Annotated in this window: 22 protein-coding genes; 14 read left to right on the top strand and 8 right to left on the bottom strand. The window is 58.5% G+C overall.

The genetic code is table 11. The annotated features are described in order from the left end of the window. Window positions 1-167 precede the first annotated feature (167 nt). On the bottom strand, window positions 168-1,610 hold the full coding sequence (pdxR, locus tag BCA01S_RS29015) for a MocR-like pyridoxine biosynthesis transcription factor PdxR (protein WP_042319788.1): 1,443 nt from the start codon (window positions 1,608-1,610) through the stop codon (window positions 168-170). 86 nt (window positions 1,611-1,696) lie between these two features. Here pdxR and BCA01S_RS36585 point away from each other — a divergent pair, with 86 nt between their 5' ends. From BCA01S_RS36585 to BCA01S_RS28960, 12 genes are all read left to right on the top strand, one after another. After that, window positions 1,697-2,587, top strand: coding sequence for a nuclear transport factor 2 family protein (locus tag BCA01S_RS36585; protein WP_052369520.1), 891 nt, complete (start codon window positions 1,697-1,699; stop codon window positions 2,585-2,587). Window positions 2,588-2,641: 54 nt separating this feature from the next. Continuing rightward, on the top strand, window positions 2,642-4,105 hold the full coding sequence (locus BCA01S_RS35455; RefSeq protein WP_042319762.1) for an aldehyde dehydrogenase family protein: 1,464 nt from the start codon (window positions 2,642-2,644) through the stop codon (window positions 4,103-4,105). Continuing rightward, window positions 4,050-6,260 carry a molybdopterin-containing oxidoreductase family protein gene (locus BCA01S_RS29000; RefSeq protein WP_084166984.1) on the top strand — a complete coding sequence of 737 codons (2,211 nt, stop codon included), beginning with the start codon at window positions 4,050-4,052 and terminating at the stop codon, window positions 6,258-6,260. Before BCA01S_RS35455 ends, BCA01S_RS29000 begins: the two co-directional genes overlap by 56 nt. Beyond that, complete coding sequence (locus tag BCA01S_RS28995) at window positions 6,257-6,571, top strand: ferredoxin family protein (protein WP_027779910.1); 315 nt, start codon at window positions 6,257-6,259, stop codon at window positions 6,569-6,571. Before BCA01S_RS29000 ends, BCA01S_RS28995 begins: the two co-directional genes overlap by 4 nt. 1 nt (window position 6,572) lies before the next feature. Continuing rightward, window positions 6,573-7,970, top strand: a complete 1,398-nt coding sequence (locus BCA01S_RS35450; RefSeq protein WP_042319759.1) for an FAD-dependent oxidoreductase — start codon at window positions 6,573-6,575, stop codon at window positions 7,968-7,970. Between the two features lie 1,065 nt (window positions 7,971-9,035). Beyond that, window positions 9,036-9,986, top strand: a complete 951-nt coding sequence (locus BCA01S_RS28985; RefSeq protein ID WP_027779909.1) for a branched-chain amino acid ABC transporter permease — start codon at window positions 9,036-9,038, stop codon at window positions 9,984-9,986. A 22-nt stretch (window positions 9,987-10,008) separates the two neighbouring features. Continuing rightward, on the top strand, window positions 10,009-11,178 hold the full coding sequence (locus BCA01S_RS28980; protein WP_027779908.1) for an ABC transporter permease subunit: 1,170 nt from the start codon (window positions 10,009-10,011) through the stop codon (window positions 11,176-11,178). 18 nt (window positions 11,179-11,196) lie between these two features. Continuing rightward, window positions 11,197-11,970, top strand: a complete 774-nt coding sequence (locus tag BCA01S_RS28975; RefSeq protein ID WP_013340264.1) for an ABC transporter ATP-binding protein — start codon at window positions 11,197-11,199, stop codon at window positions 11,968-11,970. A 17-nt stretch (window positions 11,971-11,987) separates the two neighbouring features. Further along, entirely contained in the window at window positions 11,988-12,692 is a 705-nt protein-coding gene (locus BCA01S_RS28970) for an ABC transporter ATP-binding protein (protein ID WP_027779907.1), read from the top strand. A gap of 280 nt (window positions 12,693-12,972) precedes the next feature. Continuing rightward, the gene (locus BCA01S_RS38150; RefSeq protein WP_156955098.1) at window positions 12,973-13,098 is read left to right on the top strand and encodes a hypothetical protein; all 126 of its coding nucleotides are present in this window, start codon (window positions 12,973-12,975) and stop codon (window positions 13,096-13,098) included. 485 nt (window positions 13,099-13,583) lie between these two features. Continuing rightward, window positions 13,584-14,732, top strand: coding sequence for an FAD-dependent oxidoreductase (locus tag BCA01S_RS28965; protein WP_027779906.1), 1,149 nt, complete (start codon window positions 13,584-13,586; stop codon window positions 14,730-14,732). Between the two features lie 177 nt (window positions 14,733-14,909). Beyond that, window positions 14,910-15,689: a carbon-nitrogen hydrolase family protein gene (locus tag BCA01S_RS28960; protein WP_027779905.1), complete on the top strand. Its 780-nt coding sequence runs from the start codon at window positions 14,910-14,912 to the stop codon at window positions 15,687-15,689. Window positions 15,690-16,397: 708 nt separating this feature from the next. Here BCA01S_RS28960 and BCA01S_RS28955 read toward each other — a convergent pair. From BCA01S_RS28955 to BCA01S_RS28940, 4 genes are all read right to left on the bottom strand, one after another. Next, a complete protein-coding gene (locus BCA01S_RS28955; protein ID WP_027779904.1) occupies window positions 16,398-17,669 on the bottom strand; it encodes an APC family permease in 1,272 nt (423 codons plus the stop codon). A 294-nt stretch (window positions 17,670-17,963) separates the two neighbouring features. Beyond that, window positions 17,964-18,344, bottom strand: a complete 381-nt coding sequence (locus BCA01S_RS28950; protein ID WP_027779903.1) for a DUF2917 domain-containing protein — start codon at window positions 18,342-18,344, stop codon at window positions 17,964-17,966. A gap of 183 nt (window positions 18,345-18,527) precedes the next feature. Further along, the gene (locus tag BCA01S_RS28945) at window positions 18,528-18,965 is read right to left on the bottom strand and encodes a nuclear transport factor 2 family protein (protein WP_027779902.1); all 438 of its coding nucleotides are present in this window, start codon (window positions 18,963-18,965) and stop codon (window positions 18,528-18,530) included. 288 nt (window positions 18,966-19,253) lie between these two features. Beyond that, window positions 19,254-19,940 (bottom strand): glutathione S-transferase family protein, encoded by a 687-nt coding sequence (locus tag BCA01S_RS28940; protein WP_027779901.1) that lies wholly within the window; start codon window positions 19,938-19,940, stop codon window positions 19,254-19,256. A gap of 133 nt (window positions 19,941-20,073) precedes the next feature. On the opposite strand from BCA01S_RS28940, the gene BCA01S_RS28935 reads away from it, so the two are divergent. Then, complete coding sequence (locus BCA01S_RS28935) at window positions 20,074-20,949, top strand: LysR family transcriptional regulator (protein ID WP_208459235.1); 876 nt, start codon at window positions 20,074-20,076, stop codon at window positions 20,947-20,949. 250 nt (window positions 20,950-21,199) lie between these two features. Here BCA01S_RS28935 and BCA01S_RS28930 read toward each other — a convergent pair whose 3' ends face one another. Further along, window positions 21,200-22,105, bottom strand: a complete 906-nt coding sequence (locus BCA01S_RS28930) for a LysR family transcriptional regulator (RefSeq protein ID WP_027779899.1) — start codon at window positions 22,103-22,105, stop codon at window positions 21,200-21,202. Between the two features lie 389 nt (window positions 22,106-22,494). On the opposite strand from BCA01S_RS28930, the gene BCA01S_RS28925 reads away from it, so the two are divergent. Next, window positions 22,495-23,577: an SGNH/GDSL hydrolase family protein gene (locus BCA01S_RS28925; RefSeq protein WP_244146125.1), complete on the top strand. Its 1,083-nt coding sequence runs from the start codon at window positions 22,495-22,497 to the stop codon at window positions 23,575-23,577. 1,162 nt (window positions 23,578-24,739) lie between these two features. Here the strand turns inward: BCA01S_RS28925 and tnpC are convergent. Together tnpC and tnpB are read right to left on the bottom strand one after the other, a co-directional pair. Beyond that, window positions 24,740-26,320 carry an IS66 family transposase gene (gene tnpC / locus BCA01S_RS28905; protein ID WP_027779896.1) on the bottom strand — a complete coding sequence of 527 codons (1,581 nt, stop codon included), beginning with the start codon at window positions 26,318-26,320 and terminating at the stop codon, window positions 24,740-24,742. Between the two features lie 63 nt (window positions 26,321-26,383). Then, complete coding sequence (tnpB, locus tag BCA01S_RS28900; protein ID WP_027779895.1) at window positions 26,384-26,722, bottom strand: IS66 family insertion sequence element accessory protein TnpB; 339 nt, start codon at window positions 26,720-26,722, stop codon at window positions 26,384-26,386. Window positions 26,723-26,770 lie beyond the last annotated feature (48 nt).

The raw sequence follows: 26,770 nt of genomic DNA, 5'->3' as shown, positions 1-26,770 counted from the left end.
CTATGTCCCGTTATCTGTCACCCGTTCCCAGGGGGGATTTCGTCGCGCGCCACCGTTGTCGAGCTTGGACAGGCAGAGGCGATCGTTCAGGACAGTGTGAGCCGGCGGCGATACGCGCCACCAGACGGGGCGATCGTTGCTGATAGCAAGAGCGCCCCGCTTCCCGGCTAGCGCAGCATCTTTCCCAGGCGTCTAAGACTGGAACGAATAGTCTCATTCTCTAGCGCGGCAAATCCTAATATCCACCCCTGTCGCTTCGCACTATTAAGATACAGTGGCGAGAGACAGCGAAGCTCAATGCCCGCCTGAGGTGCCTTACGCGCGAACTCCATATCAGACAAGCCTTCAACAAACACTGTTGACTGGAGGCCAGCGCCGGCGGAGGAACTGCGCTCCAGTCGAGGCGCGAACCGGCCAAGTTCCTCGATCAGACAGTCGTGCCGACTTTTATAGAGTCGACGCATCTGCCGAACGTGCGCCGAAAAATGGCCTTGGGAAAGGAACTGGGCTGTTACAGCTTGCGATAGGTATGCTGGATGGCCGTCCAGCGTCGTTCGTGCAGTGACAAAGGCCTCCACGAGCGAGGGAGGCAACACCATATAACCGAGGCGAAGAGAAGGGAAGAGGGCCTTAGTAAAGGTGCCAACGTAGATCACACGCCCATGTTGGTCCAAGCCCTGCAGCGCGGGTACAGCTTTCGCCTGATACTGAAATTCACTGTCATAGTCATCCTCAACGATCCAGCTAGCTTTTAGTTCAGGTTGCCTGAGGAGTTGAAGACGACGTTCCAACGACAGCGTTGCACCAGTTGGGTACTGGTTTGACGGCGTCAGATAAATGACCCTCGGAACGGAAGTGATCGATGGCAGTAGCATGCCGTCGCTATCAACGGGGATGCCGCGAAGTGAAGAGCCCGCGCCCAGGAATGCGGTGCGGGCGCCAGGATAGCAGGGATCCTCTACCCATACATTGTCTCCGGGATCAACAAGTAAATTGGCGATCAGTGAGAGCGCCTGCTGAGAGCTGGTCGTCACCATGATGCGGTCCGGGCTGCACCTAACACCACGTGACTGAAAAAGATAGGCGGATATCGCTTCGCGCAATGAGGGTAAGCCCAGCGGATCGCCGTAGGAGAAGAGCTCCGCAGGATCGCCACGCATAGCCTTCGCTATGAGTCGTCGCCAGACGTCGATTGGAAAGGCGCGTGGATCCGGAAACCCAGCGGTGAAAGCACGGGCCACCCGTGAGTCAACACAGCCGCCGGTTGCGACGAGCGCGCTCCCGCGCGCCGACAATCCGACCGCTGTCGTCATTGACGCCAGGTGGCGCTGCGCCAAGGGCGCCGCATTAATAGCGACAAATGTGCCGCTACCAACCTTTCTTACGACGTAGCCTTCCGCCTCGAGCCGGCCGTATGCAGCTTCGACAGTGATGCGGGACACCTCAAGATCTATCGCCAAAACGCGGCTCGCCGGTAACCGGTCGCCCCGCCGAAGATGCCCGGCGCTGACGGCCTTCCTCACCGTTTGGCAAACGCGCTCTACCAACGAAGTCCCGTCCACCGACTTGCTCTCAAACAGTACTAGCCAGGTTGCGTCTTTTGATTTCATGATTGGCCTTATGTATTCGAGATGATTGGCATCATCTGTGAGGCCAGTTTGGCATAGCATCCTGAAAACATTTATAGGGACATGCCATGACATCAGCCGAACTGGTTCAACGTAATCGTGCAGCGCTTGATCGCTTCCTTGCAGCGTGGGCGACACGCGACCCCGACGCTGTGCTGGACAGCGTGCATCAGGATTTCGTTTACTCAGCATCGGTCGGGCCGGAGCCGGGGTCCACATGGCGCACGCGCGAGGCGATCCGTGAAGGCCTGAAGGCCATGTTTGCATATGACGAGGGTTGTGAGACGGAGATCAGTGACATCCAGATTCACGAAGAAGTCGGTTTCCAAACCTGGGTGTATCGGTTCAAGCACGAAGACGGCTCTCACCACACCTCGTATGGATGTGATCTGCTTCGATTCAAGGATGGAAAACTGATCGAAAAGAATGCCTTCCGCAAGGTCCTGACGCCCCCCCTTAGCAACACAGGAGGTGAAAGCCCGCGATCCTCGACGGTAGATGTGCCAGCAGCAGTCGCCTATCAACCGCGCCATTTTGAGTTCAGGGGCGTATGGAGCATTCGTCCCCTTGACGTGAAGGTTTACGGAATCTCGCTACGTGAATCGGGCATCACGGAGGAAACTTGGTCTGCGGCACGCCGATGTGTTGAGCACAGCATTGGCGACGTTGAGTCGACAGGCAATCATCATCGCTTGGGATTTCTAATTGTCCATCAAGGAAAGGATGCCACTTGGTTGCTGTTCAGCTGGTGGGTGCATCACGATATCCGCTGCCAGTTGCTATCTGCTCTCGACAACAGTCGCGGCACCTTCCAGCCCGTAGATAAGCCGTACGATAGTTGTGTGTGGGAACAGATCGTTATTACGTCAGAACGGGATGCATGGGTCGACAAAATGCTCTGCGCCGAACCCTCCCCGATCGCATATCTGTCCGCGGCGTTGAAAGATGGAACTTATTGAGCTTCGCCTGCATCCGGAGGAAATGGTGCTACCGATTTAAATGGAGATCGCAAGATGAAAATGTTTTTGGCCGACTCGTGGGTCAGCCGGGGCGCGGTAATTGAAGTTCGAAATCCAGAGGACTCGTCGCTTATCGATACGGTGCCTGTCGCGTCCGGTGACGACATCGAAGTCGCACTGGAATGCGCTGCAGGTCGAGGTGCGGTCGCCAGTCGCCGCCTTTCAGGGTGGCAGCGGTCGTCCATCCTGAAAGGCGTGGCACACATGTTGAGAAGGGACGCTGAATCATTCGCACAATTGATCGCTACCGAAGGAGTCAAGACGATCCGGGAGGCAAGGCGAGAGGTGGCGCGGGCCGCTGATACCCTTTCTTTTTGTTCAGAGGAAGTGAGGAGACTTGGGGGCGAGAGCTTATCGTTCGATCATCAAACTCACGGCGAGGGAAGGGTTGGCTATTGCGTCCGAGATCCCGTCGGCGTAGTTTTCGCTGTCACGCCATTCAATGACCCGCTAAACCTCGTTGCTCATAAGCTAGGTCCGGCTATTGCAACGGGAAACTCGGTCATCCTCAAACCACACTCATCCACTCCACTTAGCGCCCTAAGGTTGGCAAGATACTTTCAGGAAGCGGGGCTGCCCGGTGGGATTCTTCAAGTGATTACTGGGCCCGGAAGAGACTTGGTCCCCGCAATTGCCGCGGATGCAAGGGTGCGTTTGCTAAGTTTTACGGGGGGAGTAGCGACCGGGAGAGACATTGCGCGAGCTGCTGGGTTGAAAAAGCTCTCGATGGAACTTGGAAGCAATGCGGCCACGATTATCCTCTCCGACGCCGACCTCGAAGCTGCTATCCCCGATTGCGTCTCCGGCGCATTCTGGGCCGCAGGCCAAAATTGCCTCCACGTGCAGCGTCTGATCGTCCAACACGATGTATATGAGGAGGTACGAGAGCGGTTTGTGGATGGCGCAAAGTCTCTTCGGGTAGGCAAGAAGATGGATGACCGTACAGATATGGGACCTCTGATCGACCAGGCGGCCGCGAGTCGTGTAGCCAGTCGGGTCACAGAGGCAGTTCGATCAGGCGGGAGACTGCTTTGTGGCGGCGACGTTTCGGGGAGCTTTCTGCAACCGACTGTTTTAGAGGCAGTGGGACGGCAAGATTTCCTTTGCAAGGAAGAAATCTATGGCCCCGTCACGGTGCTTCAGCGCGTTGGGACTCTAGACGAAGCGATCGATGTCGCGAATGACACGAACTACGGCCTCCAGAGCGCCATCTTCACCGGAAATATCGGTGCTGCGTTTCACGCGACGCGCCACCTTCAGACTGGAACGGTGATTGTCAATGGATCGACCGACTTTCGGGTCGACACCATGCCGTTTGGCGGAATGAAGCAATCGGGAGTTGGTCGCGAAGGGGTGTCTAGCGCAATGCTGGAGATGACCGAGCCTAAGGTCATCTGCTTGAATGTCGGTACCGCTCTTGACAGCAATCGTAAGGAAACCGTCCGGAACGTTCAATGAGGTTGAAATGGTAGCCACGAACCAGAAAGAGCAAGGCACGGCCGCGATTCCAATCGTTCCGGTTGATACGCGGACTGTCAGAGGTGTGTGCTCTCATGATTGCCCGGATTCATGTGTCTGGGATGTAACTGTCACGAACGAACGAGCCACTGCTTTGCGCGGCGCCCCAGATCATCCGATCACGAGGGGTGGACTCTGCGCAAAGGTGAGCCATTTTCTGGAGCGTGTCTACCACGCAGACCGGGTGCTCTATCCGCTCAAGCGTGTAGGCCCCAAAGGTCATGGCCGCTTCGAAAGGATCAGTTGGGAACAGGCCTTGAGCGAAGTTGCGGCGCGACTTCAACGCGTGATTGCCGCGAAGGGTCCGGAAGCAGTTCTGCCCTATAGTTTTGCGGGGTCGCAGGGGCTGTTGCAGTATTCTTCACTCGATCGTAGATTCGCATCGTATGTTGGGACCAGTGGGTTGGTACGATCACTTTGTGGAGATACCGCAAGCGCAGGCTTGTCCGCGACCCAAGGTGACGCGAAAGGTATCGACCCACTCGACCTTAGATACAGCAAATTCATCGTACTGTGGGGCACTAACACGATGGCGAACAATTTGCATCTGTGGCCGACTATCAGAGATGCAAAGTCAGCCGGTGCAAAAATTGTTGTGATCGACCCCATCAAGACACGGACTGCGGACGCGGCCGACTGGCATATCCGCCCATTGCCGGGGACCGACGGAGCATTGGCCTTGGGCATGATGCATGTCATTGTGCGCGAAGGCCTCCACGACCGCGCCTACATCGAAGCGTACACGGTAGGGTTCGAGCAGTTGCAAGAGCGACTTGCTGATTTTCCACCAGAACGCGTTGCGACCATCACCGGGCTGTCGGTCGACGAGATCGAACTCTTTGCACGCGCATACGCCACGACGCAGCCGGCCTGCATTCGGCTCATGATCGGGCTCGAGCACCATGAGAACGGGGCGATGATGTTTCGCAACATCGCTTGTCTTCCGGCCCTGACGGGCGCATGGAGGTTGCGTGGCGGTGGGTTGACACGGTCGACCTTCTCTTACCTCGGGGAGATGCTCAATTTCGACAAACTCCTTCGGCCTGATCTGGGCCGTCAGCAGAGTCGCACACTGAACATGGCCAAACTGGGAGATGTACTGACATCAACCACTTTAGAACCGGGCGTCGACGCGCTTCTGGTTTATAACTGCAACCCCGCCGTTACAGTACCTAACGCGTCTCAAGTAAGAGTTGGACTAGAACGAGAAGATCTTCTGACGGTCGTCTTAGATCAATTCGTCACCGATACGTGCAAATACGCCGACTATGTATTTCCAGCCGCAACGGAGATTGAGCAGTTAGACCTCGTTCCATCATGGGGATTCTTAAATATTGCCTTGAACCGTCCGGCTATCAAGCCTCTTGGCGAATGCGTGTCAAACACCGAATTTTTCCGACGACTTGCCAAGGCAATGAATTTGACGGAGCCCGCGCTCTTTGCAACGGACGAGGAACTCGTACGCGATGCTTTGGATGTAGACCATCCGTGGATGGCCGATGTCACATTCGAGACATTGTCGCAAGACGGGTGGCGACGAGTCGGTATGCCTGATGGCTGGCTGCCATTCGCTACGGGAGGTTTCGCGACGGCCTCAGGAAAACTCGAATTTCTGTCCCCGTCGCTAGCCGAACAAGGATTTGATCCTCTTCCGGCGTTCACTGCACCGATCGAAAGTCCCGCTGGGGATCCTGTCTTATATGCTCGCTATCCGCTGACACTGGTCACGACAAAGTCGATGCATTTCCTGAACAGCTGCTACTCCAATATGGAGCGACACCGTCGATCGGAAGGGCCCTGTGTGCTTGAAATCTCCACAGAGGATGCGAAGGCAAGAGGTATCTCCAACGGGGACCAAGTACTGGTGTTCAACGATCGTGGAAAAGTCGAGGTGATCGCGAAACTGAGCGAAAAGGTGGGGCCTGGACTCGTGACCATGCCATTCGCGTGGCCGGCGCGCGGACCGCAAAATTCAGGTGTCGCCAATGAATTGACTAACGACACCCTGAGCGACTGGGGCGGTGGCGCTTCTTTTCACGACACTTTAGTTCAGGTCAAAAGAATGTCGCATCGCGACGAGGAGACCAATATATGACAATCGTTGTTACCGACAACTGCACAGAGTGCAGATTTACCGAATGTGTGACGGTGTGTCCGGTCGCGGCATTCCGGCAAGGTGATGATATGGTTTATATCGATCCAAACGTCTGTATTGATTGCGCCGCGTGCATTCCCAAGTGTCCGGTCCACGCAATCTTCGACGAGTTTGATTTGCCGGAAGACAAACAGGACTGGATCCAGATCAACGCTAAAAACTCGGAAAGCTGTCCGCCAATTACCGAAAAACTCGTCCCTTTGCCGAACGCGGAGAACAGGCGGACGATGCTAGGTTACGGAGTCGAATAATATGATTCCGCACGTCGCCATCGTAGGTAGTGGACCAAGTGGATTCTTTGCCGCGGAAAAGTTGCTGTGTAGCCATCCATCCGTGCATGTCGACATGTATGAGCGGTTGCCTGTTCCGTTCGGCTTGGCTCGCTTCGGGGTTGCGCCGGACCATCAAAAAATTAAGCTAGTCACGCAGGTATTCGAGAAGATAGCTTCGTCGTCCCGATTTGCGTTCTTTGGAAACGTCCAAATCGGCAGGGACGTTCTTGTCGACGAGCTACTCGATGCGTATTCAGCAGTGATTGTTGCTACTGGTGCAAGCAACGGCGCTGATCTCGGAATTGCGGGAGAAGAACTGAAAGGTATTTTGCATGCTACCCAGTTTGTGAATTGGTACAACGGCCATCCAGACTGTGCCGATCTGGAAATCGATCTCACGAACACTCGGTCCGTAGCAATTGTCGGACAAGGCAACGTCGCATGTGATGTTGCCCGCATACTTCTCTCTCCAATCGAACGACTGAGAATGACGGACATCGCGAGTCACGCACTCGAGCAATTATCACGGAGCAAAGTCGAGTCTATCCACATTGTAGGTCGGCGTGGTCCCGCCCAGATGAAGATTACTCCTGCTGAACTGCGCGAGCTGGCAGCGATCGATGGCTGTTCCATATCGACGGATCCGAGTGCGTTGACGCTCAATGCTGAGAGCAACCTAGAGATACTCGATCCGACTAGTCCCCAAGGAAAGACCTACAAATTGCTCTCCGAAGCCGTGTCTAATGGACGACTTTCGAACGTCGAGGGAAAAACCCTGTCGTTTGATTTCCTCAGAACACCGACGCGTGCACGCGGCAATCAGCACATCAGGGCGCTGGAATGCAAGGTTAACGCACTGCGAGGGGCGCCGTTTGCACAGCGTGCGGTTCCGACATCTTCTACCGTCGAGATTCCCTGTGACCTGCTTATTCGCTGCGTCGGGTATCGAGGGGTGGAAATTTCAGGCGTACCGTTTGACAGCGACACCGGAACCATTCCGCATCGCGAGGGACAAGTGTATGGTCTGGAAGGAAACCCCGTGCGCGGGCTCTATGTGACCGGCTGGATAAAACGAGGACCGACAGGCATCATTGGAACAAATCGCGTCGATAGCAGCGAAACGGTCATGCACGTGCTCAATGGGTTATCGACGCGGATTGTTTCGGGCGAAATCCGTCAACAGTTCATAGCGTCGCTAGCAACCCGGGGTGTTTCAGCGGTTAGCTGGGAAGCATGGAAAACAATCGATCAATACGAGAAATGCCGGGGATCAACAAGCGGCAAGGTGAGAGAAAAGATTACGTCCATCGAAGAACTGATCAGGATTTCGAGCGGATATAACGATAGCGAAAGGATTATTGCAGAACATAACTTTTGACTATGTGTCTGTTCCGACGCTGCTTTGACGTCGCAAGTGTGCAACTGTGCGCCAACGCAAATCAATGAGCATCTTCGCCAAGACATTGCGGTGTTCTATGCACGATCGGGCCCAACATTCATAGGGCGCCTACTTCGGAACTGGAATCAAGCGCCTTGGATCTTTACTTTTAGCTCGTCCGGGAAACTCAACTCGCCGGGTCCTTCAGGCCGCTGGGGCTTTCAATACCGTTCTGAACATGCGGAAGCCGAAAAAGCGAGTCTGATCACCGCGTCGGGGAGTCATGGCGCGGCGGTTGCTTACGTTGCGAGCAAGTTGCGGCCTGCACTGTCAGAGTCTTCCGCCACACCAGTTCTTCGCAACCGAAGCGGCGAATGCTGATGAGCGTTGAGTCCACGGTCTGGTTGATCCAGTGACGCATACGCTGAGGCTCCAATTGTCACCGAAGAGCGGACCATGCAAAGCAGAGCGTTGCTGGTTCGCGCTTTCCAGGCACGCGCAAGCGCTACCCCTTCAAAATACCGTTGTGTTAGTTGAGGGCGACGGTTTGATTGCCGGCATGGCGGATTGGCTTAGCGGCGATAGTGTCATTGCGCATTCCGGGCCGGGACGATAACCGCTTGGAGGTTGTTTTGGGTCCAATCGTGCAACTGTTCTGCTCGAGAGGCGAACACTGGGCGTGTACTGGCGCGGACCGGAGCGCTAAATTGTTTCAGGCCGCCAAACGATTTCGGCAGTTTCGTTAGATTCAATGACGTGATTCGGCGATGCGGATTATTGACCCACCGGCGAAGAATTGAGTGGGCAAGCCCATGACGGGAATGACGGTCGGGAATATGAGCGGGCTGCAATGATCAACAATGCGCCGCTGTACGAGATGACGGACAAAGAGTTCCGCCGTCTTCGAGACGGGAGAGGCAATCGATGGCCGGTTTTATTTATAGGTTCCCCCTTGCCGGCCGTCTCCGACCGGCAAGACCGTCCCAACAGCAGCGGCGTAAAAAAGTTCGGTGTAACTGAATCCGTATTAATGCGCGCACATTTAAGGTGCCGAATGGAGAAGACATGGATACTCTGGTTCAGCAGATCCTAAACGGACTGGTGCTGGGCAGCGTTTATGCCATCATCGCACTGGGCTATACGATGGTTTACGGCATTCTTGGCATCATCAACTTCGCTCACGGCGATGTGTTGATGGTGGGCGCGATGGTCGCGCTCTCCGCCATAGGCGTGCTGCAAAACCACTTCCCTGGCCTCGGCAATGTGCCGACTCTGTGCATCGCGCTGGCAATCGCCGCCGTGGTTTGCGCGGTGGTGGGCTACACGATCGAGCGCGTGGCTTACCGGCCGCTGCGCAAGGCGCCGCGTCTCGCTCCGCTTATCACCGCGATCGGCGTGTCGATCCTGCTGCAAACGCTCGCCATGATGATCTGGTCGCGCAACCCGCTGCCTTTCCCGCAGCTTCTGCCCACCGATCCGTTGAACGTGATCAAGGCCACCGACACGACGCCTGGCGCCGTGATCTCGATGACTGAAATCGTGATCATCGTTGTCGCGTTCCTCGTCATGGCAGGCCTGCTGCTGCTCGTGCACAAGACCAAGCTCGGCCGCGCGATGCGCGCGATCGCCGAGAACCCGGGCGTCGCCTCGCTGATGGGCGTGAATCCGAACTTCGTGATCTCGGCCACCTTCATGATCGGCTCGGCGCTTGCTGCGCTCGCCGGCGTGATGATCGCATCCGAATACGGCAACGCGCACTTCTACATGGGCTTCATCCCTGGCCTGAAGGCCTTTACCGCGGCGGTGCTCGGCGGTATCGGCAATCTCGGCGGTGCGATGGTCGGCGGCGTGATTCTGGGGCTGATCGAACAGTTGGGCGCCGGCTATATCGGCAACCTGACCGGTGGCGTGTTCGGCAGTAACTATCAGGACGTGTTTGCGTTCATCGTGCTGATCATCGTGCTGGTGTTCCGTCCGTCGGGTCTGCTCGGCGAACGCGTTGCGGATCGCGCTTGATCCAGGCCAAGGAGTAAATCAAATGACCTCAATTCAACCGATCGAGCCGTCCACGACGCTCATTCCCGAGAAGAACCTGGCGAAGACGCTGACCGTCGGCATCATCACCGCGTTCTTCGTGATCGCTGCGCCGATGATCATCGGCACCGCCGGCGGCAACTACTGGGTTCGCGTGCTCGACTTCGCGATGCTGTACGTGATGCTTGCACTCGGTCTCAATGTCGTGGTCGGCTTTGCCGGCCTGCTCGACCTGGGTTATATCGCCTTCTACGCGGTTGGCGCCTATACCGCAGCGCTGCTGTCCTCGCCGCATCTGACCTCGCAGTTCGAGTGGATCGCGCATCTCGCACCGAACGGACTGCACGTGCCGTTCCTCATCATCGTGCCGTGCGCGATGGCGGTGGCGGCGTTTTTCGGCGTGATACTCGGGGCACCGACGCTGCGTCTGCGAGGCGACTATCTCGCCATCGTGACGTTGGGCTTCGGGGAAATCGTCCGGATCTTCCTGAACAACCTCGACCGTCCGGTGAACATCACCAACGGCCCGAAAGGCATTACCGGGATCGATTCGGTGCACCTGGGCGACTTCAGTCTCGCGCAGACGCACTCGCTGTTCGGCTTCCAGTTCCCGTCGGTGTACTCGTACTACTACCTGTTCGTGCTTGCCGCGCTGCTCGTGATCTGGGTCTGTACGCGTTTACAGCACTCGCGTATCGGCCGTGCATGGGCCGCGATCCGCGAAGACGAAATCGCCGCCAAGGCGATGGGCATCAACACGCGTAACGTGAAACTGCTCGCGTTTGCGATGGGCGCGTCGTTCGGCGGCCTGTCGGGCGCGATGTTCGGCGCGTTCCAGGGCTTCGTGTCGCCGGAATCGTTCACGCTGCCGGAGTCGATCGTCGTGCTGGCCTGCGTGGTGCTGGGCGGCATGGGCCACATTCCTGGCGTGATTCTCGGCGCGGTGCTGCTCGCCGTGCTGCCGGAGTTCCTGCGCTCGACGATGGGTCCGCTGCAGCACATGCTGTTCGGCCATGAAATCGTCGACACGGAAGTGATCCGCCAGCTGGTCTACGCACTCGCGATGGTGCTGATCATGCTGTATCGCTCAGAAGGCTTGTGGCCGTCGCCGAAGCACGAAGACAAGATTGCGAAACTGTCGAAGCGTGCCGGCAAGAAGCCGGTGCGCGCCTGACGGACAGGGAGAAAAAACATGAGCGATAACATTCGACTGTCGGTAAAGGGCGTCAACAAGCGCTTCGGCGGTTTGCAGGCACTGTCCGACGTCGGCCTCGAAATCAAGGCCGGCCAGATTTACGGTCTGATCGGCCCGAACGGCGCCGGCAAGACAACCTTCTTCAACGTGATTACGGGCCTGTACACGCCTGATTCGGGCGACTTCAAGCTCGACGGCCAGAACTACACGCCGACAGCGGTGTATCAGGTGGCGAAGGCAGGCATTGCCCGTACGTTCCAGAACATCCGTCTCTTTGGCGGCATGACCGCTCTGGAAAACGTGATGGTCGGCCGGCACGTGCGCACGAAACACGGCTTGCTGGGCGCGGTGTTCCAGACGCCGGCCGAGCGCAAGGAAGAGCGTGAGATCAAGGAACGCGCGATCGAACTGCTCGAGTACGTCGGCATCGCGCAGTACGCGGACTACACGTCGCGCAACCTGTCGTACGGCCACCAGCGCCGCCTCGAAATTGCGCGTGCACTTGCAACCGATCCGAAGCTGCTCGCGCTCGACGAACCCGCTGCCGGCATGAACGCAACGGAAAAAGTCGAACTCACGCGACTGCTCGACAAGATCCGCGCCGACGGCAAGACGATCCTGCTGATCGAACACGACGTGAAGCTCGTGATGGGTCTGTGCAACCAGATGACGGTGCTCGACTACGGCAAGGTGATTGCGCAAGGACTGCCGCAAGACGTGCAGAAGGATCCGAAGGTGATCGAAGCTTATCTGGGTGCAGGAGTCCACTGATGTCCACGACGCAAGCAATGTTGAAAATCAAGGGCCTGCAGGTCAATTACGGCGGCATCCAGGCAGTGAAGGGCATTGACCTCGAGGTCGCGCAGGGCGAGCTGGTCACGCTGATCGGCGCGAACGGCGCGGGCAAGACCACGACGATGAAGGCGATCACAGGGCTCAAGCCGTATGCCGCAGGCGACATCGAGTACATGGGTCAGTCGATCAAGGGCGTGCCGCCGCATGAGCTTCTGAAGCGTGGTCTCGCGATGGTGCCGGAAGGCCGCGGCATCTTCGCGCGCATGTCGATTATCGAGAACATGCAGATGGGCGCTTATCTGCGCACCGACAACGACGGCATCAAGGCCGACGTCGATCGCATGTTCGGCTTTTTCCCGCGTCTGAAGGAGCGCGCCACGCAATACGCGGGCACGCTCTCGGGCGGCGAACAGCAGATGCTGGCCATGGCGCGCGCGATCATCTCGCGTCCCAAGCTGTTGCTGTTCGATGAGCCGTCGATGGGTTTGTCGCCGATCATGGTCGAGAAGATCTTCGAAGTGGTGCGCGCGATTTCCGGTGAAGGCATGACCGTGCTGCTCGTCGAGCAGAACGCGCGTCTCGCGTTGCAGGCGGCGAACCGCGGCTATGTGATGGACTCGGGTCTCGTCACGATGTCGGGCGACGCAAAGCAGATGCTGGATGATCCGAAGGTGCGGGCGGCTTATCTAGGGGAGTAAGTTGTTTGCGGTACGCGCCACGAGCTCACTTCTGGCGCTTCGAAGATGGTCTGCACGGCCCTAATGATCATGTAGCGAGCATAACGTTGTTGTGAGAGGCGATGCCCTGATGCCATCAGTTCGTTGACGCCCATCAGCGGGCCCGGTGTCAAGTGAGCGAACAGCACCCTCGACTGCCTGAGCAGCCGATTTCGATTGCACTGACCGAGTGCAGTAGCCGAGCGCACCCGCCAGTGACGGCAACTTCGCCTCCTATGCGCGGTGCGCGGACAGCCAGCGCATGAACAACGGCAAGAAAAGAAGCGATGGCAATACCTGGAACGGAAATCCATACCTGTGCCGGGCATTCATCGAAGCAGCCAACTTCGCGATGCACTTTAGCACTGAAGCCCAGGCAGTTGTATGAGCGCAAGAGAGCCACCACGAATTCGGTGATCGCACGCAAGGCCCTGGCCCACAGGCTCGCCCGCGCGTGCTTCCACATGCTAATGGCCGAAAACCATTTGATGTGACCCGCTGCTTCGCATAAGCGTTACGACGGCGACCGGCGAGCGCTGATCGTTGACTGGCGAAAAGCCACCCAATTGAATGGGATGCCGTGCCGCCCTCCGCGATTTGCAGCAAAGCGGATCGCCTTCAACACGAGCCAGCCCTGGATTGGTGCCGGACGTCTGGCAACCGCGAATATTGTGCAAATTCATTGGACGTGTTGCGGCACCCACGTTCTCCTTGGGTGGCAGAGCCACCAATGCGGGGGTGCTGGCAAGCGAGGACCACAACGTCAGAGCGTGCTACGCGGTGCATCGTTTCTGACACGCTCAGTGAAGTAGGGGGCGCCGTATCCCATGACTATGGGCACCGGCCGCACCATCTTAAAAGGGGTTTTGTCTCATGTCTTGCACACAAGATATCGTCATTGTCGGCGCGGGGCCAAGCGGCCTCGCACTGGCCGCAGAGCTTCGCCGTCTGGGGCATAGCCCGACAGTCTTCGATCGGCAGGCCGAAGGCGCCAACACGTCCCGGGCAGCCGTAGTGCAGGCCCGTACGCTAGAGGCTCTCGAACCGCTCGGCGTTGTCCCGGCACTGCTGTCAGACGGCATCAAGGTTCCGATCTTTCGCATCCTCGACCGTGACAACGTTCTTGCCGAGATTGATTTTCAGAAGATCGACAGCCGCTACAACTTTACGTTGATGTGCCCGCAAAACCAGATGGAGCGACACCTGCTGGAACGACTGCAAGCAATGGGCGGTGCTGTCAAGCGTCCCGCTGAAGTCTTAGGCATTTCAGCGAGCGCAGACGCTGCCGAGCTCAGCATCAGCACCGGCGGGCGCGTGGAGCGAATGGAAACGGCGTGGCTTGTCGGATGCGACGGAGCGAGCAGCGTCGTTCGACAACAAACTGATATTCCCTTTGAGGGTGGCGCCTATGCGCAAAGCTTTGTTCTCGCCGACGTCCGTATGGAGTGGCCGTTCGACAACGAGGAGGTATCGCTGTTCTTCGCGCCGGAAGGGCTCGTCGTGGTCGCACCGCTGCCTGACAACCGCTATCGCATCGTCGCAACGGTGGATGATGCGTTGTCGGATCCGTCGGTAGAGTTTTTCGAAGCATTACTGCACCGCCGGGGTCCGAGCCACTGCGGGCGCATCGCGCAAGCGATTTGGACATCTCGCTTTCGCGTTCAGCACAGAGTCGCCCGCTCGCTGCGCAAGGGCCGAGTACTGCTCTGCGGTGACGCCGCACACGTGCACAGCCCCGCGGGCGGGCAGGGCATGAATACGGGCATCCAGGACGCAGTTTCACTCGCCCGCGCATTGGACGCGGTTTTGCGAGGCGGAGGCGAAGCGGGTCTGGACGAATGGGCGCGCAGTCGGCACGCCGTCGCCAAGGACGTCGTCGCGACGACTGATCGGATGACGCGGATTGCGACAGTAAGGTCCGCTGCTGGCAGGTCGGTGCGCAACTCGCTTATCAGCTTCTTTGGCCAACTCCCGCCGCTTCGGTCCGCGTTCGCGCGCAACTTGGCCGAACTGGGCCACTAGGTGAGTGTGATCTCCCGTCGAGACTTGCTGCCATCTTGCCCTCTAGACGCGCATCAAGACCGGAATTGTTGCGATAAGGCGTTTTGATAATGTGGCTCGATCGAATTGGTTGTACGGAGAATTGCTGGTCGGAGTGAATTTGAGACGTCAAGCTGGACCTGTACTACGTGAGGAAATATGGAACAGGTAAAAATTGCATATGTACAGTGGCCGGACGGCCTTGCGACAGAAGGAAGACTCTGGGAAGGGATTCGACGGAACGTTGATGCTGCAAGGGCGGATATTCTCGTAACCAACGAAATGCCGTTCGGCAAATGGCTCCCTGAACGTGCTGAGTACGACGAAGATGCTGCTCTACGATGGGTCGATTTGCATGAGAAAGCACTAGCAGCGTTGCGAACGCTCCAGGTTGCCTCAATCATTTCATCGAGACCCGTCGCGTTCGCTGGGAGGTTGGCGAACGAGGCGTTCGTTCTGGAACATGACTGCTACCGGTTCATTCACCACAAACAGTTCTTCCCGCAGGAGCCGGGTTTCTTCGAGGAAAGCTGGTTTGACCGCGGAAGAGAGGGCTTCGAAATCGTATCGGTCGGCGACGTGAGAGTCGGAGTGCTTTTATGTACTGAATTGTTCTTCAATGAACACGCTCGCGGCTACGGGCGGGCGGGGGCAGACCTGCTTGTGTGCCCGAGAGCTAGCGGGGCGTCTATTCACAGCTGGAAAGCCGCAGGGTCGTTGGCAGCTATAGTTTCGGGCGCCCACTTCGTCAGCTCCAATCGCCAAGGCCTAGGTCACTTCGGGCAAGAGTTTGGAGGCACTGGATTTGCCATGGCATTAGACGGCGTGGTGACTGGAGAGACATCGGCGCATGCCGCACTCGCTGTGGCTACGATTGATTTGGGGCGCGCACGCGCTCAGAAAAGCGAATATCCGTGTTATGTGCGAGAGTTGCATTAGGAAAGGTTCCAAGGGTCGTTGGAACGTTGCAGCACGGCTTGAGCGACGCACGTCCGGAGCTCTGGTCGGCGGTGAGTGATTCAACCGCCGTGCATTCTCACGAGCTCGGTGACCTGAGCCCACAGCACCCAGAGTTTTCCTCGCTCCGGGAATGATAAATGTTGGCAGAGCTCGCCGCTAGGCGGATCTGTGGCATGCCGCCATGCTTAGCGGAACCGCTGTAATCATAAGCACCACGTAACCCCGATTGCAGCCGCGGTTCAAGACATAAGTGCTGGCCTGCTTATTCGCTCAAGGCATTCGACACTCTGTTCACCGCGCGCACCTGGTTGAGCGCACCGGCGCGCTGGCAGAACGAAGAGCATCGTCACGGGGTGATCCGGTTCGACACCGGCGCAACGTCATGGGAACCTCGGCCGAGACATTCTGGGTCGATGCTTGGCGCTCTACGACAGCGCTCGGCAACGCAATCCGCTTCGATGCAAAGGTCGCACGCGCTACTCACAGCGCGTAAGTATTGTGCATCTGAACTTGGATCGAGCCGACCGCCTGGCAGGCACTCCGCAGCGCGATAACCAAGAGTGAAAGGCCGTCTGAAATCTAAACGTTGCGGCGACAACTTGAATATTTTCTAGGCGCGACTTCGCGTTGTATGACGCTCGCGACTATCGTGCCACTTGGCGAGTGAGAATCCAAATGCGCCATCGATTACGGACTGCTAGCCTCTACTCCCGTAGAGCGCCACCGCAAGTATGTCAACGCGCCTACAGTCATCAGCAGCGGCCAAAGCAGATACCAGCCGGTCGCCATGAACAGCCCTACGACTGCAACAAGCGCGATACACGCGGAGCGATGCGGCCAGCTGCCGCGGGGCAGCAGTCTCAAAGCGGCCGCGGTGCCGACTGCGTAGACAGCAACGAACGAGCCCGTCGTCAGCAGCACGAGGGGCCGCGGGCCGATTTCCGTCCAAGCTGCCCCGCCTAGCGCCAGCACTGTTAGTCCCGCGACTACGCAAAGACTGCGCCGCGGCACATCGCCGACACGGCTCCCAGCGGATATCCACGCGGGAAGCGCACCATCGCGGCCGAGGGCAGCGCCGAGTTTGGCCGCACTTGCGAAATACGCATTCATCGTACCGAGCGTCAGAAGCAGCGCCGCGGCCGCAGTAAGAAGCCGAACCTTGTCGCCCAGCCCTGACGCCAGCAATTCCGCAAGCGGAGCGTTAGACGTACTGCCGGCTGGCCCAAGCACCATCACGCTCGAAGTAGCGATCGACATATACAGCACGCTAACCACCGCTACTGCGATGCCCGCCGCGATTGGCAGATCGCGCGCGGGGCGGCGGAATTCGCTGGCGAGGTGGCTGATCGCTTCCCAACCGGCGAAGCTCCACACCAGTAGCGCCGCGGCCCTGGTGATCGCGAGCCAGCCGTGCGGCGCGAAGGGGTGTAGATTGGCGAGCCGCGCGTGCGGTATCGACGCAGTGACGGCCGCCAACAGCAGGACGACGAGTAGCGCGGCCAGCAACAGTTGCAAGCGTCCTGACAAGCTTATGCCGCACAGATTGGTCAGTGTCACGATGACGATCAGGGCCGCTGCGGTGATAAGCACTGTCGACTGGCCGCCGCCGAGCGCCGACGCCACGTAGGCACCGCCGAACATCGCGGTCGCCGGAGATCCCACCGGCACAGCAAAGTAAAAACACCAGCCAACGACGGCTGCGGCGTGTGGTCCGAATGCTTTGCGTACATAGGTGGAGACGCCGCCGGCGTCTGGATAGCGCGCGCCGAGTGCGGCAAAGGTCGCCGCGAGCGGCACTGATAGAAGTACGAGCGCGAGCCATGCCAGCAAAGATGCGGGACCCGCTGTGGCGGCCGCCAACGCAGGCAATGCGATTACTCCAGTGCCCAGCACCGCACCGACGTATAACGCCGCGCCTTGCAGAGCGGTCAGAGTCCCCGCGGAAGACGTCGCACTCATGCGTGGGGCTCCTCTTGGATGCTTGATAACACGAATACGTTCATTGTTTGAATCTCGCTCGATTCACTTTTTTGCATTTTCCGCGATCGGATGGTCACTGCGCCGCGTCGCGCAGTGACCATTCCTTCGTGACAGTTGCATCCCAGACGCAGAATTCGGGCAATCAGAGAACACGCGTTTCTGACAATCCTGGTACCGCCCTAAGCGAGCAGAGTCAAGGTTGGCGCAGACGACGCAGCAATATGCGGTTCAATGAAACATTGTTCCTACTCGGCCCGTTGTTGGCGAAGCTTCTCAACGCGGCGTTGGCGGTCCGAGGCCTAAGAGCGTGAGCCGTGTCAGCCAGCGCCTAATGAAGCCGGCCCTCGCGGGCAGCGCATAAGTCAGCGACGCACGCGCCACACGCTCGCCGGCCGTGCTGAGCCATATCAGTTCGCCGCGTTTCAGTCGGAACGTTTGTCCTGGCGCAAGCCAGTGATCGTAGGGCGAACTGATGCGCGTCAGCCAAAGTCCTGTGCCCTTAGCCATGAGGACACTGTCCGCTTGGGCCCGCCATGATAGCGTCGCGCCGGGCGCAACCGAGAAATGTACCGCCACCTTCAGCAGATGCCCGCTCTGCTGACGCACAGTCAGATTCGCGTCCTCACGCATGCACTGCAGACTTGCCTGTTCCATGTTGCTCTCCAGCATCCGGGTGCATGAACGCGCCCGTCGTCATGTCCAGCATTGCGCCAGCACGCTCACGACCATCTTGAAATTGCTTGGAGTCGTCAAACGGCATTGTGTTGAGCCGAGAAGCGATCGACCATTGACGGTCACTGTTCGACATTAGGGAAATTGTTGATCGATGACTGCGGCCTAGACTTCTATCGAGCTGGATTCTGATCCCGTGGTTTCGGTGTCACTCAAGGGAGGTGTCAGGACCTTGCGGAAGGCATTTTTTTCGATCAGTTTTCCGTCCTTGAATCGAAGCAGATCACATCCATACGAGGTGTGGTGAGAGCCGTCTTTGTGCTTGAACCGATACACCCAGGTTTGGAAACCGACTTCTTCGTGAATCTGGATGTCACTGATCTCCGTCTCACAACCCTCGTCATATGCAAACATGGCCTTCAGACCTTCACGGATCGCCTCGCGCGTGCGCCAAGTGGACCCAGGCTCCGGCCCGACCGATGCTGAGTACACGAAATCCTGATGCACGCTGTCCAGCACAGCGTCGGGATCGCGCGTCGCCCATGCTGCAAGGAAGCGATCAAGCGCTGCACGATTACGTTGAACCAGTTCGGCTGATGTCATTGCATGTCCCTATGATTGTTTTCAGGATGCTATGCCAAACTGGCCTGACAGATCATGCCAATCATCTCGAATACATAAGGCCAATCATGAAATCAAAAGACGCAACCTGGCTGGTACTTTTTGAGAGCAAGTCGGTGGACGGGACTTCGCTGGTAGAGCGCATTTGCCAAACGGTGAGGAAGGTCGCTTGCGCCGGGTGTCGTACTGGCGATAGACGTTGCGATTGACCGCGTCACTGTCGAGCGCGCTACACAGCGCTGTCGCCAATGCGATGCAATGTGGTCAGCATCAGGCGAGCACTTGGCGTTTCGAATCTCCCAGTTCCATCATTCTGGATATCTCAGAACGTCGCGTGCGTAAAAAATCATCAAGCCGATCCGGATAGTCAGCCGCGACCGCGTTAGCGACGGAATCGCGCGCGGCAAGGGCGTGGCGCCACGCATTGACCTTGGGGGTGGCGTCGAATATGCCGAAATCGGCGACACGCGCGAATGCATCGAAATAGCGGAAGACGGGGCCGAACGTTGCGTCCACCATACCGAAATTCGTGCCCGCGAAGAACGGAGGAGCTCCGAGTTCCGCCTCTACCAACCGGAATTTCGACATGAGCTCGAGGCACTGTTGGTCCAAGGCGGCACGATTAGATGCGCCGTAGAATTTCGCGATGGTATTGAGCATCGACGATCCGAATTCCATCCATCCCCTGTGTCGCGCACGTTCGAGCGGAGCTGCGGGATGCAAGCGGGGAGGGAAGACATCGTCGAGGTACTCACAAATCACCGCCGATTCGAAGATCGGCTGATCGTCTATCAGGAGCAAAGGGGTCTTGCCCAGCGGGGAGATAGCCGCGAACCAAGCTGGCTTTTCTGATAGATCAATGTCGCGTCGTTCGAACGGCACGCCTTTCTCGGTGAGCACGATAGCTACGCGCTGGACGTATGGGCAAAGATGGTGACTGACCAGTACCAGTGACATTCGTGTATCCGCTTTGAAAGATCGATGACCGTTCCGTCGCCTCGATATATGATCGAGATTACGGGTCTGCCATACGATTGCATTTGCACGTAGGCCTCGTAAATAGACATCTATGCAACCGGTACTTGCAAAAATGCAATTCAAGTTAGCGCCCTCGGACCTGGAAGTTGTGCTGACGCTGGTCAGGGCCGGCACCATGGCCGAGGCGGCGAAACGCCTGGGGGTCGACAGTTCTACTGTGTTCCGGATGGTCCGCAGGCTCGAGGAGGGCTTGGGCGAGCGTCTGTTTGAACGCTCCCGCGCTGGCTCACTACCCAGCGAGCTTGCGTTGAACCTTGTGAAACATGCCGAACAGATCGAGTCGGTGCTCGAGAACGTTCATGCCGTCACACTGCCGCGGCGGGATGGGTTGATCACCGGGACGGTCAAGATCAACTCGACCGATACGATTCTGCAACGGCTGATTCTGCCTGTGCTGAACGGATTGGCGACGCGCCAGCCGCTGTTGCAGTTTGTGCTAGATACCAGCAACCAGAAGGTGAGCCTCAGCAACGGTGATACAGATATCGCAGTGCGCGCCACAATGCAGCCACCGGATCACCTGATTGGCAAGTGCCTCGGACGCATACGGGTGGCCCTGTTCGGGTCCGGCGGGGATTACATCCCGACGCTCAGTACGGCAGATCTGGCCAGATTTACCTGGATCGCGCCGGACGATGATCTCCCGGGGCATCCGTCCGTGCTATGGAGGAAGCGGCACCACCCGAGCATCACGCCTCGATACAAGGTGAACAGCATCGTGTCCGTCACCGAGGCGATTGCCGCGGGACTCGGTGTGGGACTGATCCCTCTATTCCTCGCACATGAGCGTACTGACCTGATCCAGTTGTCCGACCCGGTGGACGAGTGCGACACCCAACTGTGGTTACTCAGGCACCCCGAGTCCAGGTATATCCCGAAAGTCTCGACTGTCTACTCGTATCTGGCCGAGCACCTCACCCTGCCCTAGCTGTGCGGTAAACCGAAGCATAACGTCCAGTGTGCGACGCTGCCCGCACAGACGTAGCCGCCACGGCTTAGCGGGGGGACGCCAAAATCTGGGCCGTTCCAGGCCTCCGTGGTCCGCCCACCGATGCAAGAAATGCGGCGGATAGTGAGCCGCGGCGCCAGCGTGCACACACGATTGCCAGCGGTGCCAGTTGTTTGATCAGACTGCGCCCGTTCATGAAGGTGAGGATGTTTGCCGCCCGTTCACACATTCACACAAGCATCACGCGCTCGACAAGAAAATCGAGAAACGCGCGAACACGTAAAGGCAGATAGTCGCCGTGTCCGACGAAAACCGCGTGGATTTCCTCTCTGTCGCCGGGATTGAAGTCTTCGAGCACGGCAACCAGGCGGCCAGCCACTATGTCTTCCCGCACCTGGAATGCGGCGAGCCGGGTAAGACCCAGCCCCGCTAATGCTAGGTCGCGTAATGCTTCACCGTTGCTGGCCTGTGCGTTGCCTGTGACGGTGGCGGTCATATGAACATCGCCCTCCTGCAGCGGCCAGCCTTGCTGGGCGCGGACGTAGTTGGCACCCAGCAGGTTGTGTTGCCCTAACGCTTTCGGCGTGAGTGGGCATCCGTGGCGCGCGAAGTAAGCGGGTGCCCCCACGATCATCATGCGAGTCTCGCCCAGTTTGCGGGCCACCAGCGTTGAGGCCTTGAGCGGACCAGCTCGCACGGCGATATCGGTACGTTGTTCCAGCAGATCTACCACCTGGTCGGTGAGCACGATGTCGAGCGCCACATCGGGATAACGTGCGAGAAACTCGGAAGCCAGCGGCAGCAGGAAATGATGGCCGAACGGCACATTTGCGTTGACCCGGAGGCGACCTCGCGGTGTGCCGTGGATGCCTGCGGAACGCTCTGCCTCATCGAGGTCGGCCAAGATACGGATGCCGCGCTCGTAGAACGCACACCCTTCAGGTGTCAGCTGAAGCTTGCGTGTCGATCGGTTGATCAGCCGAGTGCCAAGACGCTGTTCGAGCCGCGCAACCAGCTTGCTGACTGCTGAAGGCGTCATCCCGAAGTCACGAGCGGCCGCCGTGAAACCGCCTGACTCGACCGCTCGGACGAATACCTCTAGTTCGCCTGAGCGGTTGACTTCCAGTCTGGCCATAATGAGTTCAGCTCACAGTTGTTTGTAGTCGAGTCAGTCTAGTCTAACTGCCGCCTTGGATCCAGAATATAGCAATCATCGACAAACCAATCGACGTTACGAATATGTCTTCTTTTGCTATCTCCTCAGATGCTATCGGACACACGAATCGGTTATCGCGTCTGACATCAACCCTGCTGGTGACTTCACTCGCCATCGCCACATCTGCTGCTGGATCGGAGACAGTGCAGCTGTCTGCTCCAGGGAACTGGGTGGCAAGCTGGGCCGCCAGCCCTCAACCAACGTGGGGCGCCGATTTTCCCTTCTCGACGAACATTCCCGCTGTTTTGCGGAATCAGACTGTTAGACAGGTAGCGCGTGTCAGTCTTGGAGGCGCTCGCTTGCGACTGGTGTTCTCGAATGCCTATGGTCAGCATCCGCTGGTCGTCGGACGCGCATCGGTGGCGTTAAGCTGCCGCGGGTCGGCGATCCAGAAGCAATCGCTGCGAACAGTTACCTTTGGCGGGCAAACTTCAGCGACGATCCCCGCTGGTGCTCCGCTCCTGAGCGACCCGATTGACCTTCCAGTTCAAGCCTTACAGCATGTGACGGTCAGCGTTTTCTTGCCAGCCAGCACGCCAACGACGACGTTTCACTGGGATGGCCGGCAAACAGCCTGGATCGCTGGTGGCGATCAGACCACCGCGCCTACCATCGACGCACGTAAAACCTCAACCGAGACCATCACCACCCGCACGCTGCTGACGGGCGTTGAAGTGCAATCCGACGGTCCGGCACGAGAGGCGGTGGCCGTGATCGGCGACTCACTTACCGACGGTAACGGCGCGTCTGTTGATGCCGATTCTCGCTGGCCGGACTTCTTGGCGGCCAGACTTGAACCGCATGGCGTCGCTGTCATCAACGCGGGCATCTCAGGGGCTCGGCTGCTATCCGACAAGATGGGTGTCAATGCGCTCGCCCGCTTTGAGAGCGATGTGCTCGACCGACCTGGCGTTCGTACAGCCATCGTACTGCTAGGTATCAACGATATCAGCTGGCCAGGCACGGCCTTCGATCCCAACGGACAGCAGGCGTCGCTGGGCTCGCTAGAGAACGGGTTCCGTCAGCTCATCGCGCAGGCTCACCGCCGGGGCGTCCGCATTGTCGGAGTGACTTTGATGCCATTTCGCGACGCGCTGCGCGGTACACCATTGGACAACTATTTCAACGCCGATAAGGACGCCATGCGCCAGAGCCTGAACTCATGGATACGCAAGAGCGGAGCTTTTGACGCTGTGCTCGATTTTGACCTTTTTGCAAGGGACAGGGAGGACCCGTCACGATTGAACGCTGCGTTTGACTCGGGGGACCACTTGCACCCCGGCGACGCGGGAAACCGTGTCTTGGCGGACAAAATTCCACTTGATGTGTTGTTGCCGGAACTAGGCAAATCGGAGGCGGAGCCGTCTGAAGCCACGAGGGGGAGGCACTGATATCGTACTGTTCACAACCTATTGCCGCGGGCACGCCGTTCCAACGACGGCGGGCCTTTCGCCCCTTGTCATCCCGCTGCGGAGTGCTTGCCGCACTGTTGTTTCGATCCTGGTTCGGATGGACAGCACTTACGCGCAACTGCAGCGCGTAAACGCTGTCCATCGGAGCGGATAGGGTGCCGACACACCCATGCACCGCCGCGCGTCGATGCCGCATGTCGTGGTCAAAGCTGGCATGACGGCGCGCCGAAGGCGCAAGCCGGATCGCGTTGTGACGATGTCATTGCTGTGCCGGCGCACCGATGCACCCAACTTCGCGCGGCAAACAGGGTCATCGAACCGCTTGAGCGGATAGCCATGCGTGGCGCAAACCAACGCGCTTTGCTGTGCGCATGGATTGACAGTTCGCTGCACCGATGGGCGAGTTGCTCCTCGGCTATCAGTAGCCGCTAGAACTCGGTTCGTGGCGATATAGTGTTACTGGTTTGCCAGTCGCGGCACGATCTGGCGTGGTGGCAGATTACCGAATTTGGGCAAGCCCGCGACTGCCTGCAACTCGGCGCGTTCGTCGGCAACAAGCTTGTGGCGGGGCTCACGGTTGCCATAACGAGCGCTCATCTACCGCGTCACGGTCGCCCCTTTGCCAGCGCAACAGCGTCCAAAGCACAGAGTCCTCGGATGTTGCACCGTGTGCCTGACGAGCGCCGATTAAGGTCGCCTCGCTGATTAGACCGATCAATTGCAAAGCGTAAGAGCCACAGTTGGGTCGACGAAGCGTTAAACGGTTGCGGTCGCCAGGGCGGTCTGTCTGCGCATGATCTGGTGCAGTGGCGAGCGGATGTTCGCACCGTCGGTGTAGCCGGTAGCCGGCGGAGAACGCCCTAAGTGCGATATCTGAAACAAGAAGTTAGCGTTCAATTTGTCAGCGACCGATGCAACCCTTCGGTTGACGCAGTGCAGAACTTCCAAAGGCACCTGTTGCCTATTACGCTTCACCTTCAACTTGCACTGGTAACTCTGCTTGATGGAGAGCCTAAAAGGCGACAAGTACTATACCGCGCGTGGCGCCTGCGCTATCTGCTCTATATCGATCGAGATCCTAAATCGGTTCCGGAGGCCGAGCGACCGTAAGCGCTCGGCAAACCCGTCTTGACGGGTGGAGCTAGCCGACGATCGCAGTCGGTTGCCAGCGATGCGGCAGCAGCGTCGCGACTTCACTCGCTCTGTGGGTCGGCAACCGCGTGAGGATGTCATTCAGATAGGCGTGCGGATCGTGCCCGTTGAGTTGTGCCGAGCGTATCAGGCTCATGATTGCGGCGGCGCGTTGACCTGCTCGCAGCGAGCCGGCGAACAGCCAGTTGCCTCTGCCGATGGCCCATGGACGTATCTGGTTTTCGACCCAGTTGTTATCAATGGGCACGTGCCCATCGTCGAGATAGCGCGTGAGCGCCTCCCATCTTTTGAGGCTGTAATCCAGCGCTTTCGCAATCGCCGAGCCCTCCGAAACCAGCTTGCGCTGCGCCGCCATCCATTCGTAAAAGGCGTCGCACACCGGTTTGGCCAGACTCTGACGTCGCCTTCGGCGTGCTTCGGCATCCAGCACGGCCGCGTCGCGTTCGATTTCGTAAAGCCTTGCGAAGTAAGGCAGAGCCTGCCCGGCGATCTGGCTGCTGTGATTGGCGTGCAGATCGAAGAACTTGCGCCTCGCGTGCGCCGCACAGCCAATTTCAGTGATGCCTTGCTGGAATCCCGCCTTGTACCCGCTGTAATCGTCGCAAACCAGCTTGCCCTGCCAGCCGGCAAGGAAGGTGCGGGCGTGTTCGCCCGCACGACTGTTGGCGAAGTCATAGACCACGCCGCGCAGTGTGCTGAACTGCGCCGGTGTATACGCCCAGAGGTAGGCCCTGTGCGTCTTGCCCGAGCCGGGACTGAGCATCTGCACCGGCGTCTCGTCTGCGTGCAGTACACCCTGTTGCAGGATTTCCTGATGGAGCGCGTCGACCAGCGGTTGCAGCTGCACGCCGCACATGCCGACCCAGGCGCCCAGTGTCGAGCGCGGTATCGCGAGACCCGCGCGCGCAAAGATCTGTTCTTGACGATACAGGGGTAAGTGATCCGCGTATTTGTTGATCAGCACCGACGCCAGCAGTCCCGTGGTGGGGATGCCCTTGTCAATGACGTGTGCGGGCACCGGCGCCTGAATCAGCGTTTCGCAGTTCTTGCACACCCACTTCCCACGGATATGCCGCTCAACCGTGAAGACGCCTGGCGTGTAATCCAGCTTCTCGCTGATGTCCTCGCCAATCCGTACACGCTCGCAGCCACACTGGCACATCTTGCTATCGGGCTCGTGATGGATCTCTGTGCGCGGCAGCTGTGCTGGCAGCCCTGTGCGTTTAGGCTGCTGGCGCGACGGGGCGGTGGGGGTGTCCGGCTTAAGCTGCTCGAGTTCCAGTTCGATGGCGACCAGATCCGCGTCGATCGCTTCATCCAGCAGGTTCATCTGCTCGCTGCCCAGCTGTTCGCTGCGCCGGCCGAACTGCTGGCGCTTCAGGATCGAGATCTCATGAGTCAGCTGGTCGATACGGGTCTGCCGGTAATGCAGTTCCCGTTCCTTCTCATCGACCTCCCGGGTCTTGTCCTGAAGCTCCCGCTCTCTCTCCTGGACCTGGGCAATCAGCTGCTCTGCAAGCGTGCGCAACTGTTCCGGGCTGAGGGCGTTGAGATCGGCGGGCAGGTTCATGCAGGCCAGTCTGCCAGAACCCCAGACACCGTGGAAGCGCAACAGTTTACGTCCCTGCTGGCCTCATACGACGCGGATCACACCGTTCGGGCCGATACGCTGCCACGGCAAGCCGACCACAAGACCTGCGAGTTGTTCCTGCGTGAGCGCATGATGCTTCGGTTCGCTACCAGAGTGAGGCCACACAAACTGCCCTTCGTTCAGCCGTCGCGACGCCAACCAGATGCCGATACCGTCGTGGACCAGCACCTTCAGGCGGTTGGCCCGCCGGTTGGCGAACAGGTAAGCATGGTGCGGATGCGCAGCACCAAATACCTTGACGACACGCGCCAGTGCCGTATCGAAGCCGGCGCGCATGTCCAGCGGATCGACCGCCAGCCACGCTTCATCAATGCGGATCACGCGAGCCACTCACGCAGCCAGGCGGCGCATTGTGCTGCCTCTGATGTC

Source organism: Paraburkholderia caledonica NBRC 102488 (assembly GCF_000685095.1).
GTDB lineage: Bacteria > Pseudomonadota > Gammaproteobacteria > Burkholderiales > Burkholderiaceae > Paraburkholderia > Paraburkholderia caledonica.
This window is presented reverse-complemented; position numbering and strand designations above follow the sequence as displayed.